The sequence below is a fragment of the Streptomyces rubellomurinus genome, assembly GCF_000961885.1.
Taxonomy (GTDB): Bacteria; Actinomycetota; Actinomycetes; order Streptomycetales; family Streptomycetaceae; genus Kitasatospora; species Kitasatospora rubellomurina.
Genome location: NZ_JZKH01000035.1, coordinates 36895 through 48771, shown reverse-complemented (window position 1 = coordinate 48771; position 11877 = coordinate 36895). Strand labels below are relative to the sequence as shown.

9 protein-coding genes are annotated in these 11877 nt (G+C 70.9%); 4 read left to right on the top strand and 5 right to left on the bottom strand.

Going from position 1 to position 11877, the window contains the following annotated elements:
- Positions 1-115: 115 nt before the first annotated feature.
- Both VM95_RS18525 and VM95_RS18520 read right to left on the bottom strand, forming a co-directional pair.
- A complete protein-coding gene (locus VM95_RS18525; RefSeq protein WP_244178835.1) occupies positions 116-595 on the bottom strand; it encodes an ASCH domain-containing protein in 480 nt (159 codons plus the stop codon).
- The gene (locus tag VM95_RS18520; RefSeq protein ID WP_052707433.1) at positions 592-2649 is read right to left on the bottom strand and encodes a GNAT family N-acetyltransferase; all 2058 of its coding nucleotides are present in this window, start codon (positions 2647-2649) and stop codon (positions 592-594) included. Before VM95_RS18520 ends, VM95_RS18525 begins: the two co-directional genes overlap by 4 nt.
- Before the next feature lie 434 nt (positions 2650-3083).
- Here VM95_RS18520 and VM95_RS18515 point away from each other — a divergent pair, with 434 nt between their 5' ends.
- The 3 genes from VM95_RS18515 to VM95_RS18505 are packed head-to-tail and all read left to right on the top strand — an operon-like array spanning position 3084 to position 5652.
- On the top strand, positions 3084-3398 hold the full coding sequence (locus VM95_RS18515; RefSeq protein ID WP_045698143.1) for a hypothetical protein: 315 nt from the start codon (positions 3084-3086) through the stop codon (positions 3396-3398).
- The gene (locus tag VM95_RS18510) at positions 3395-5041 is read left to right on the top strand and encodes an alpha/beta hydrolase (protein ID WP_045698141.1); all 1647 of its coding nucleotides are present in this window, start codon (positions 3395-3397) and stop codon (positions 5039-5041) included. Before VM95_RS18515 ends, VM95_RS18510 begins: the two co-directional genes overlap by 4 nt.
- A 23-nt stretch (positions 5042-5064) precedes the next feature.
- Positions 5065-5652, top strand: coding sequence for a hypothetical protein (locus VM95_RS18505; protein ID WP_045698139.1), 588 nt, complete (start codon positions 5065-5067; stop codon positions 5650-5652).
- A gap of 22 nt (positions 5653-5674) precedes the next feature.
- Here the strand turns inward: VM95_RS18505 and VM95_RS18500 are convergent, their stop codons facing one another.
- The 3 genes from VM95_RS18500 to VM95_RS18490 form a co-directional block, all read right to left on the bottom strand.
- Positions 5675-6109: a His/Gly/Thr/Pro-type tRNA ligase C-terminal domain-containing protein gene (locus VM95_RS18500; RefSeq protein WP_045698137.1), complete on the bottom strand. Its 435-nt coding sequence runs from the start codon at positions 6107-6109 to the stop codon at positions 5675-5677.
- Positions 6110-6262: 153 nt separating this feature from the next.
- Complete coding sequence (locus tag VM95_RS18495; RefSeq protein ID WP_157882140.1) at positions 6263-7117, bottom strand: hypothetical protein; 855 nt, start codon at positions 7115-7117, stop codon at positions 6263-6265.
- Positions 7114-7632 carry a SigE family RNA polymerase sigma factor gene (locus VM95_RS18490; protein WP_045698134.1) on the bottom strand — a complete coding sequence of 173 codons (519 nt, stop codon included), beginning with the start codon at positions 7630-7632 and terminating at the stop codon, positions 7114-7116. Before VM95_RS18490 ends, VM95_RS18495 begins: the two co-directional genes overlap by 4 nt.
- Positions 7633-7773: 141 nt before the next feature.
- Here VM95_RS18490 and hrpA point away from each other — a divergent pair, with 141 nt between their 5' ends.
- Positions 7774-11757 (top strand): ATP-dependent RNA helicase HrpA, encoded by a 3984-nt coding sequence (hrpA, locus tag VM95_RS18485; RefSeq protein WP_045698133.1) that lies wholly within the window; start codon positions 7774-7776, stop codon positions 11755-11757.
- Positions 11758-11877 lie beyond the last annotated feature (120 nt).

Genomic DNA, 11877 nt, shown 5'->3' with positions numbered 1-11877 from the left:
GCCACTCACTCTCGCTGACGAGACCACCGGCCGACGGTTCCACGCTCTCGTCTCCGTTGCTGAACGATCCGTCGGTCTCGCCGAGTCGTCCACGTCACAGGTCCTTGGCCCTGAGTTACACAGGGACCGGGGTACCCAAAACACCATGCAGGACAGCGCCTGCAGCAGACGATGCTTCCACCATCTGCCGGAGCGACTCACCGTGGAGGTAGCGGTAGCTCTGCGGTGGGTGGAACGGGCCGGCGGCCCGAAGCGCGCTGAGCGGAACCGGTTCCTCGAAGGTAACCGGTTCCGTAAGTGTGAGACCGCTTGCCTGCGAAGCGCCGCTCATGTATTCGTCGAACTCGCGCCTGCTGATGCCCGTTTGCGCCCGATGTGCTGACCAGACTTCCCGAGGAGAGCCGACGTGGACGGCAGCGACCAGAGCCGCTCCGACGAGGGCCATGGTGGGAGCAGTGGCGTAGAGCACGACGGGCGTGCCCGGCGGGACGGCGACGCGCTGTCGACGCACCTCCACGGTCTTACTGCCGGCGAGAATCGCGGTGGCGAAACGGGGGTGGACAGACAGCAGCATCGCGCGCTCCGGCTCGTTCACGTCCTTCGATGCCCTTCTTCGTAGATCGCTTGGAACAGCCTGTTGTCGATCTTCGTCAGCGATATCAGGGACAACGGTAGCCCCAGGTCACCGGCAAACGACTTCAGCTGTCGCAGCGTCACCGGTTTGGGGAAGATCTCGGTGTCCGAGAACCGCAAGGCCATCGCTCGACCTGAGCCCTCGTGGGCGATCTCGCGGACCTCGGCCCGACCATATACGCCCAGGTGTTCGAATCTGGCGAACAGGGTGTCAGCTGTGTCGATCACCACCTCGTCCAAGCGCGAACAACCGATCACCATCTGCCCGTCCTGGCCCGGCAAGCCCTCGCTGACGTACCAGAGCAGGCGGCCCGGGACGCTCTCGTTCCGGTGCCCGGGTGACCGGTAGTAGACGTGCTCGCGACTGATTCCCAGCTCGCTGCTCCGCGGCAGCAGCATCGCGGGGACGTTGAACAGCTCCGTGGACCACCGCGGCTTGATGGGCGCCATGAAGGAGGGCATCAGCGAGTCCATGACCTTGGCCGGCCACCAGGCCCGCTCCACGGCTCCCGTCACCTCGGCCGGCAGCCCTGTCTGGAGGACTGTCGCCGTACGCCCCAAGGCACGAGCGGCCTCCGCAGCGGACTGCGTGACTGCATCGGCCGTCCCGATCACGTTGACGAGCAAGGCCGCTTGACCGCCTTGGTGCTCGAAGAATCCATCACTGCCGGCAGCTGCCCTTGCGACGGGCGACATGAATGCGTCCGAGATATGCACTACTCGAGCGCCCCGCTCACGCCCCAGGCGCTTCAACCCGAAGAGCAACTGCCGGGCCAGGGTCTGCTCCAACCGGTGCGAAGCCGTCCGCAGGAGGGGCACGGTCAACGTCCGGCCATCCATTGCCCATACGTACAGAGCGACCGGTCGGCCGTCTCCGTCGCGGAGGAGCTCCCGACGCCACACGACGGCATCCTCCGCAAGCGCCCGGAGGCGCCGTGCGAACGCCGAGCCGTTGTCGCTGCTCGATTGGTCAAAGAAGGCGACGAGTTCGCCCTCGGTGCCCGGGGTGACCTCCCCGACCCGAAACTCGGTACCCATGAGATCGGCCGGCCTGTAGACCTGGGCTTGGTGCAGTTCGTCCACGTGAAGGGTGACGACCGACGGATGGACGACCCGTACTCCGGCGACGTCCCATGCCACGTCCGCCAACCCGGTGAGCAGCGGATCACGTGTGACGAGCACCTGGAGCCCAGCACACGAAGTCTCGGCCACGTACCTTACGCGCCGCTCCAGTTCAGACCCTTCGGACAGGTCGGCCCCGACGCCGCTGGCCGCCTCGAGCAACTCGCGGCTTCTGGCCGCCACCGGTGCCGAAGCAGGCGTGATCTGCCGCATCCCAGAGAGGGCAGCCCGCTGATGCTTGCGCTCCGCCGCGTCAGTGATCTCGCGGACGTCACGGAACAGTTGAGGAGTGAAGGCCAACTCCACGAGGTCGGCCAGCCAGCCGGCCTCCAGAGCCTCTGACTCCAGTGCTCCGGGCGAAGGAGTCAGCCCGCGCAGGTCCGTGAATACTCCGTGGTCGACGACGACGGTCAGCGCATCGCTCTCGACGTCGGTGAAGAGGTCCGGATGACTGTGATCAAGCCACCAGCCGTCAAGGTCATCGCCATTCTTGCTGCGGCCCCGCACCTCGCCACGCGGGACGAAGCCGAGACTCGTCCACATCCCCGTGAGCCCGTAGTCGCGCCGGCACTTGACCTTGATCCCGAGCCGCTGCGAGTACCTGGTCCGGATGGTCTCGACCAGTAGGCGGGCAACGCCTTCACCCCGGCGCTCCTCGGCGACACACAGGTGGGTCAACCGGACATGTGGGCTCCGCTTGGGAAGTCCGCAGAGCGCGTAGCCGATCACCTCGTCACCGTCGACAGCGATCAGCAGGCCGCCCTCGTCCGCGGCGTTCTGGTAGACGGGTGGAGTCAACAGGCCCAGTGTCTTGGTGTAACGATTCCCCAGCACGATCGCCGCTTCGATCAGTTCCTCCTGCGTACCGGACGCCGGCACGATCTTGATCCCCATCAGTCCCCTCCCGAGAGATGCACACCCAGTCTCGCCTCTTCAGCGGTACCGACACGGAGAATCGTGTGAATCAAGGAGCGGTCTGTTACCTGGTGGCGCTTCCAGCCCGCCCCGGTTGACGCCAACGGTGACGCCAACCGTCCCGAACGATGGCGTCCGACGGCGGCCTTCCACGGACGGCAGATTCGCCCAAACTGGGGCATCTCGCCACACTGGCTTGGCCTGAAAAGCGGAAGGTCGCCGGTTCGACCCCGGCCCTGGCCACCACAGGAAGGCCCCGCAGAGATCACTCTGCGGGGCCTTTCGCGTTCCCCCAAGACCCCCGAACCGCCCATATGATCTGGTGATCATCCATATGGGTGCTTAACGCCGCCGTCCCGGCCTGCCGTCCGACCGGGCCGCGCGCACGCACCAGCCGATTCGGGGGAATCACCATGGCCGACCAGGTCACCGTCGATCCACAGGCGCTCACCGCCTCCTCAGGGGTGGCGAAGACCCTCGCCGAGGAGGTCGTCCAACCGGTGAAGGACGCGCTGACCTCGGCCACCACCGCCGCCGGCCAACTCACCGGCTGGTCGATCGCCGCGGGCCTGGGCAAGCTCGGCACCGACTGGGCGGCGCCGCTCGACGCGCTCAAGAAGCGGCTCACCGACACCGGCACCAACCTGCAGGCCAGCGCCACCGCCCACGCGCACAACGAACAGGCGACCGCGGACGCCTGGAAGCAGCCGCAGAAGGCGGCGCAGTGAGCAGCGCCTACGAGCTACTGGTCGCCTTCGACCCGCACGGGCTGCGCGACGCCGCGAAGGCGTGGAAGGCGCTCGCCCACACCATGGAGAGCACGGCCACCCGGCACCGCAGCCAGGTGAACGGCCCGCTGCGCCGGGGCTGGAAGGGCGCGGACGCCGAGGCCGCCTTCCCGTTCATGGACCTGACCGAGCAGCGGCTCGGCATCGTCCGGGTGGAGGCGGAGGCCGCCGCGCTGGCCCTGAACACCGTCGCGGACCGGATCTACCAGGCGCAGACCAATCTGACGAACGCCGTGCACCGCGCCCAGGACGCCAAGCTGACGGTGTCCGCCGAGGGGATCGTCGACCTCCCGCCGGAGGGCCCGGGCGAGCACAACGACCCCGACGCGCAGGCCGCGCGCCGCAGCCTCGCCGAGCTGAAGACCGGCTTCCAGCAGCGGATCGACACTGCCATCAAGGACGCCCGAACGGCCAGCGACCAGGGCAACAAGGCGCTCGGCCACCTGGGCGCCGACATCCTCGGCGAGCAGCGGGGGAAGGGCGCCATGGCCGAGACCCGCACCGACGTCGCCGACGTCATGAAGGACCTCGGGCTGATCGACCCGTACGTCCCGGACGGCAAGGACCCGCAGAAGAACGCCGACTGGTGGAAGAGCCTGACCCCCGACCAGCAGGAGAGCTACCTCGCCCTGGACGCGGCGAAGATCGGGAACCTGGACGGCATCCCGGCGACCGTCCGCGACGAGGCCAACCGCCTCGTCCTCGACCAGAAGCTCGACGCCCTGGAAGCCGGGACGCCCGCCTCCTTCGGCCTCGACCAGGGCGCCTTCGACAAGCGCAAGGCCGCGCTGACCGAGATCCGGAAGAAGCTGGAGGAGAACGCCGACGCGAAGGACGAGCAGCACCAGCTGTTCCTGCTCGCGCTCGAACCGGAGGCGTTCGGGGGCGACGGGCGCGCGATCGTGGCGACCGGCAACCCCGACAAGGCGACCCACACCTCGGTGTTCGTGCCCGGGACGAACACCGACTTCAACGGCGTGCCGGGCCAGATCGACCGCATCCGGCAGCTGCAGGGCTACGGCAAGCAGTACGCCAAGGAGGGCGAGACCGTGTCGGTCGTCTCCTACCTCGGCTACGACGCCCCGGAGAGCCTGCCGGGGGCGTCCAACCCGATGCGCGGGCTCGACGGCGCCGAGGACATGCGCCGCTTCTCCAACGGCCTGCGGGTGGCGCACGGCGATCCGCGGACCCACCTCAGCTACATCGCGCACAGCTACGGCAGCTTCGCCGTGGGCGTCGCCGACAGCGGCGGGAGCCACGGCCTGGACGCCGACGACATCGTCACCCTCGGCAGCCCGGGCATGGGCGTGCTCTACGCCGGGCAGCTGAACGTCAACCCCGACCACCTGTGGATCGGCGAGGCCAGCGACGACCCCACCCGCCTGGTCGGCGGCTTCTCGCTCGGCCCCAGCCCGCACGTCGCGGGGTTCGGCGGGAACAACATCCACATCGACACGTCCGGGCACGGCGGCTACTGGGACGAGGGCTCGGACAGCCTGAAGAACCAGGGCAAGATCATCGCCGGGAAGCCTCCCCGCACCACCTGGAAGGAGGACCCGCTCTGGGGTTCGATCCCCCACTGACCCGCCGGCCGGAAAGAACCCCCATGCGCAACCCGACCACCCGTCCACCGCTCACCGGCACCCGGCTGAAGCAGCTCCTGGCAACGGCGCTGCTGGCCACGACCCTCGGAGCCTGCATGTCCAGCACCAGCCCCACCACCGGCCCCGGCACCGGGAAGGACGACCCGCTGCCCGTCAAGTCCCGCCAGGAGACGCTGGACTGGGCGAAGCAGCTCACCGAGCACCTGGCCCAGTCCGCCGGGATCCGGATCAACGCCGAGCCCGCCGACCCGGTCTTCACCTCCTGCGTCGGCCGCAACGGAGAGTCCGCGCCCGACGACCGCTACCAGCTGATCTACGGCGTCCACAGCACCGTCCCGGACGCCCAGCACGACGACGTCGTCCGCAAGGTCCGCGACCGGCTCACCGCCGAGGGCCTCACGATCACCGAGTACCAGGAGTCCCACGGCGCGGAGCCGGACGCCACCGTCAGCGCGCGCCACCCCAGCAGCCGGTACGTCGTCGACGTCGCCAGCACCGCGGGCCACGACCGCATGGTCCTGAGCGTCACCACGCCGTGCCTGATGCCGCCGTCCGCCCCGCCCGCCCCCACGCCCACGTCCACGCCCTGACCGCCGGGGGCGGGCGCGGCGGTCAGGCGGCGGTGAGCAGCTTGCGGACGTGGTCCGCGGCCTCGGCGAGCGGGACGGCCCGGGTCTCGCCGGTGGCGCGGGCGGTGATCTCGACGGTGCCCCCGGCGAGGCCGCGGGCCCCGACCGTGATCCGGTACGGAATGCCGATCAGCTCGGCGTCGCGGAACTTCACGCCGGGGCGCTCGTCCCGGTCGTCCAGCAGGGCGTCGACCCGCTCGGCCCGCAGCTGCCGGTAGAGGGCCTCGGCGGTCTCGGCCACGGTCGCGTCCGTGCTGCCGAGGACGGTGACGACGGCCTCGAAGGGGGCGACCGCGACCGGCCAGACGATGCCCTTGTCGTCGTGGTGGGTCTCCACGACGGCGGCCAGCGCCCGTTCGACGCCGATGCCGTAGCTGCCCATGACCGGGGCGACGCGCTCGCCGTCCGGGCCGAGCACCGAGACGCCCAGCGCCTCGGCAGGCAGCGGGACGACGCGGCCGCACCCGCCCCGGCCGCGCGTCGGGAGCCGCAGTCTAGTGACACGGCCCGGCCCGGCTCCTGCGCTTTTCCGCAGGCCCCCGCCGCGCTCCGGCGGGGGCCTGACCACCCCTCAGGGGGTCTGGACGTACCCGGTGCCGGTGCTCCCCGTCACCTCGCCGTTCGCGGAGTAGTAGGTGACGGTCGTGGCGTCGGTGCCGGGCTTCTTGGCGAGGACGCACCAGCGGGTCGGGGAGTTCGCGACCGCGACCGGGGTCGCCTCGGTGCTGCCGCCCGTCCCCCAGTCGACCGCGACCCTGGTGGCACCGAACGGGACCGAGACGATCACCGCGGGTGAGTCGCCCATCGCGCCGCCCTTGACGCCGAGGATCGCGAGGGTGCTGGCAACGGGGTCGCCGGTCGGGTGCGCGGGCGGCGGGGCGACCGGTGTGACCGAGTCGTCGGCCTGCCGCTTGCCGTCCAGGGTGAGGTAGACGTCGACCAGGTCCAGATCCTTCGTCCAGGGGCGCTCGGCCTCCGGGGCGGTCGGCTGCTGCGGCCGCGGGTCCGCGGCGCTCCGGTCCGCCCGGATCAGCCGGGCCTGCCGGCGGCCGTCCTCCTCGGTGGCGGTGCCGGGCCAGAGGGCGGCCCAGGCCTGCCAGGTGTGGCCGTCCGAGGTGCCCTCGCCGATCTTGACCCGGACCGGGGTGAACGGGTCCCGCCCGTCCGTGCCCGGGGCGGCCGCCGCGGTGATCGGCGCGCCCGACCCCCGTACGGGCGCGCCGATCACCGCGCCCGCCCCGCAGACCGCCACGACCAGCGCCGCGGCCGCCCCGGCGACCGCCGTCCGCCGGCGCCGCAGCCGGCGCCGCCCGCCGGCGATCAGCCGGTCGTACGGCACCGCCCCGGGGTCGACGCCACCGGCCAGTTCGCCCAGCTCGCGCACGGCGGCCGCCTCGTCCGGCCCGCTCTCCAATGCCTTGCTCATCTCTCGCCTCCGATACCGATCAGTCCGTTGTGCGAGGAGGCCTCGCGGAGTTTGGCCAGGCCGCGTGCCGCCTGGCTCTTGACCGTCCCGACCGAGCAGCCCATGGCCTCGGCGGCCTGGGTCTCGCTGAGGTCCTCCCAGTAGCGCAGGACGACGGCCTGGCGCTGGCGCGGCGGCAGGCCGGCGAGCGCGCCGAGCAGCACGGCCCGGGCGTCCGGGTCGCTGCCGGCCGGCGCGGGCCGGTCGGGGACGGCGGTGACCAGCTGTTCGCGCGGTCTGCGCCGGAACCGCCGGGCGTGCTCGTTGATCAGGACGCGGCGTACGTAGGCGTACGGATCCGCGGCCGAACGCACCCGTCCCCAGGCGGTGTACCCCCGTTCCATCGCCTGCTGGACCAGGTCCTCGGCGCCGTGCCGGTCCCCCGCGAGCAGGTAGGCCGTCCGGAACAGCCGCGACCACGTCGCGGCGGCGAACGCCCGGAACTCCTCGTCCCGGGCGGTCTTCTGGGCTCCCATGAGCACCTCCTCAACCCCCCAGAGCCCAGCGGGGCCGCGGACCGTTGCCTGCCGTTCGCGATTCGCCTCCCCCGGCTGTGACACTGGAGGGGCTCGAAAACCGAGGTGCGCGCCGCCGTGCCTCCTTGCGAACCTAGAGGGATGCCCGCAGTGAGTTCTCCCGCAGTCCAGTCCGCCGACGTCCCCGCCGCCGGGCCCGGCATCGGTGAGCTGGCCGCCCGCCTGCCCGACCTGACCCTGCGCGACCAGGTGCGGATCGGGCGCCGGCTGGAGGGTGCCCGCAAGGTCCGCAAGCCGGAGGCCCGGCAGAAGGTCGCCGCCGAGATCGCCGCCGACATCGAGCGCGCCGAGCTGCTGGTCGAGCGTCGCCGCGCCGCCGTCCCGAAGATCGGCTATCCCGCCGAGCTGCCGGTCAGCCAGAAGAAGGACGAGATCCTGGCGGCGATCCGGGACCACCAGGTGGTGATCGTCGCGGGCGAGACCGGTTCCGGCAAGACCACCCAGATCCCGAAGATCTGTCTGGAGCTGGGCCGCGGCGTGCGCGGCCTGGTCGGCCACACCCAGCCGCGCCGGATCGCCGCCCGCACGGTGGCGGACCGGGTCGCGGAGGAGCTGAACACCCCGCTCGGCGAGGCGGTCGGCTGGAAGGTCCGGTTCACCGACCAGGTCGGCCCGGACACCCTGGTCAAGCTGATGACGGACGGCATCCTGCTCGCGGAGATCCAGACGGACCGCGAGCTGCGCCAGTACGACACCCTGATCATCGACGAGGCGCACGAGCGCAGCCTCAACATCGACTTCCTGCTCGGCTACCTCAAGCAGCTGCTCCCCCGCCGCCCCGACCTCAAGGTCGTGATCACCTCCGCGACCATCGACCCGGAGCGCTTCGCCGAGCACTTCGGCGACGCCCCGATCGTCGAGGTCTCCGGCCGGACGTACCCGGTGGAGGTCCGGTACCGGCCCATCGTCGACGACACCGCCGACGAGGACGACGATCCCGCGGACCGCGACCGCGACCAGGTCCAGGCGATCTGCGACGCGGCCGAGGAGCTGCAGGCCGAGGGCCCGGGCGACATCCTGGTCTTCCTCTCCGGCGAGCGGGAGATCCGCGACACCGCCGACGCGCTCGGCCGGCTGAAGCTGAAGAACACCGAGGTCCTGCCGCTGTACGCCCGGCTCAGCTCGGCCGAGCAGCACAAGGTGTTCCAGCGCTCCCACTCGCGCCGGATCGTGCTGGCCACCAACGTGGCCGAGACTTCGCTCACCGTCCCCGGCATCAAGTACGTGATCGACCCGGGCACCGCCCGGATCTCCCGCTACAGCCACCGCACCAAGGTGCAGCGGCTGCCGATCGAGGCGATCAGCCAGGCCAGCGCCAACCAGCGCAAGGGCCGCTGCGGCCGCACCTCGGACGGCATCTGCATCCGGCTGTACTCGGAGGAGGACTTCCTCGCCCGCCCCGAGTTCACCGACGCCGAGATCCTGCGCACCAACCTGGCCTCGGTGATCCTGCAGATGACCGCGGCTGGCCTCGGCGACATCGCCGCCTTCCCGTTCCTGGACCCGCCGGACTCGCGCAACATCAAGGACGGCGTCCACCTGCTGCACGAGCTGGGCGCCCTCGACCCGGAGGAGAAGGACCCGCGCAAGCGGCTGACGCCGCTCGGCCGCAAACTGGCCCAGCTCCCGGTGGACCCGCGGATGGCCCGCATGGTGCTGGAGGCGGACCGGAACGGCTGCGTGCGCGACGTGATGGTGATCGCCGCCGCGCTCTCCATCCAGGACCCGCGCGAGCGCCCGGCCGAGAAGCGCCAGGCCGCCGACGAGCGGCACAAGCGCTTCAACTCGGAGACCTCGGACTTCCTCTCCTTCCTGGCGATGTGGCGCTACGTCCGGGAGCAGCAGAAGGAGCTCTCCTCCTCGGCGTTCCGCCGGATGTGCAAGACGGAGTTCCTGAACTACCTGCGGATACGGGAGTGGCAGGACATCTACACCCAACTCCGCACGGTGGCGAAGCAGTTGGGCGTCACCATCGAGGAGCCTCATCCTGACGCCGAGCCGGACGCGGACCGGATCCACCAGTCCCTGCTGGCCGGACTGCTGTCCCACATCGGCCTGTTCGACGCGGAGAAGCGCGAGTACGGCGGCGCGCGCGGCGCCCGCTTCGCGGTCTTCCCCGGCTCCGGCCTGTTCAAGAAGCCGCCGCGCTGGGTGATGTCGGCCGAGCTGGTGGAGACGTCCCGGCTCTGGGCCCGGATCAACGCGAAGATCGAGCCCGAGTGGGTGGAGCCGCTGGCCGGCCACCTGATCAAGCGCAGCTACAGCGAGCCGCACTGGGAGAAGAAGGCCGGCGCCGTGCTGGCCTACGAGAAGGTGACCCTGTACGGGATGCCGGTCGTCGCCCAGCGCAAGGTCAACTACGGGAGGATCGACGCGGAGCTCTGCCGCGAGCTGTTCATCCGCAACGCGCTGGTCGAGGGCGACTGGGAGACCCACCACCGGTTCTTCGCCGAGAACCGCCGGCTGCTCGGCGAGGTCGAGGAGTTGGAGAACAGGGCCCGCCGCCGGGACATCATGGTCGACGACCAGACCCTGTTCGACTTCTACGACGCCCGGCTGCCCGACGAGATCGTCTCCACCCGGCACTTCGACGCGTGGTGGAAGAAGGCCCGGCACGACCAGCCGGACCTGCTGAACTTCGAGAAGTCGATGCTGATGAACGACGCCGCGGACGGCGTCACCGAGGCCGACTACCCGGACCACTGGCAGCAGGGCAAGCTGCGCTTCAAGCTGACCTACCAGTTCGAGCCGGGCAGCGACGCGGACGGCGTGACCGTCCACATCCCGCTGCCGGTGCTCAACCAGGTGACCTCGGAGGGCTTCGACTGGCAGATCCCCGGCCTGCGGGAGGAGCTGGTCACGGCGTACCTCAAGTCGCTGCCGAAGGCGATCCGCCGCAACTTCGTGCCGGCGCCGGACTTCGCCAAGGCCGCGCTGCGCGCGGTGAAGGACCGCCAAGAGCCGCTGCTGCCGGCCCTGGAGCACGCGCTGAAGCGCCTGACGGCCGTCACCGTGCCGCCGGAGGCCTGGGACGACGAGCGGGTCCCCGAGCACCTGAAGGTGACCTTCCGGGTGGTGGACGGGCGCCGCAAGCTCGCCGAGTCCAAGGACCTGGAGGAGCTGCGGCTGAGGCTCAAGCCGAAGCTGAAGGAGACGCTCTCCTCGGCGGCCTCCGGCCGGGGCATCGAGCAGAGCGGGCTGACCGCCTGGCCGGCCTCGCTGCCGGTGCTGCAGCGCACCTTCGAGCAGCGGTCGCGCGGCCACTCGCTGCGCGCCTACCCGGCGCTGGTGGACGAGGGCGCCGCGGTCGGCGTCAAGCTGTTCGACACCGCGCAGGCCCAGGAGCGGGCGATGTGGGAGGGGACGCGCCGGCTGCTGATGCTGACCACCACCTCCCCCGCCAAGTCGATCCAGGGGCGGCTGGGCAACCAGGCGAAGCTGGCGCTCTCGCACAGCCCGCACGGCTCGATCGCGGCCCTGTTCGAGGACGTCGTCTCGGCCGCGACGGACCGGCTGATGGCGCTGAACGGCGGCCCGGCCTGGGACGCGGAGGCCTTCGGCAAGCTGCACGACAAGGTGCGCGCGGACCTGTACGACCTGTCCGCGGACACCACGCTGAAGACGGCCACCGCGCTGATCGCCTTCCACAAGGCGTCGACCCGGTTGAAGTCGGTGAGCAGCCCGGTGCTGCTGAACGCGGTGAACGACGTCCGGCTGCACCTGGCCTCGCTGGTGCACCCGGGCTTCGTGACGGCCACCGGCTGGCAGCGGCTGCCGGACCTCAAGCGCTACCTGCTGGCGGTGGACCGCCGGCTGGAGGCGCTGCCCAACCACCCGCAGCGGGACGCCCAGCAGCTGCTGAAGGTCCAGCAGGTTCAGCAGGCGTACGGGGAGCTGCTGGCGGCGGTGCCGGCCGGGCAGCAGCCGTCCGAGGAGGTGCTGGCGATCCGCTGGATGATCGAGGAGCTGCGGGTCAGCTTCTTCGCCCAGGGGCTGGGCACGCCGAGCCCGGTCTCGGAGAAGCGGATCACGAAGGCGATGGAGGCCGCCCGGGCCTCGCTGTGACCCGGGCGGCGCCCTGAGCTGCGGGGCGGCGTGGTGGGCCTTCAGGAGCCAGTTCGACCTGGAGGCCCACCATGGGCTACAGTCTGTCTTGTTCGCAGCGCGGCAAGCGAGTGAACGAGA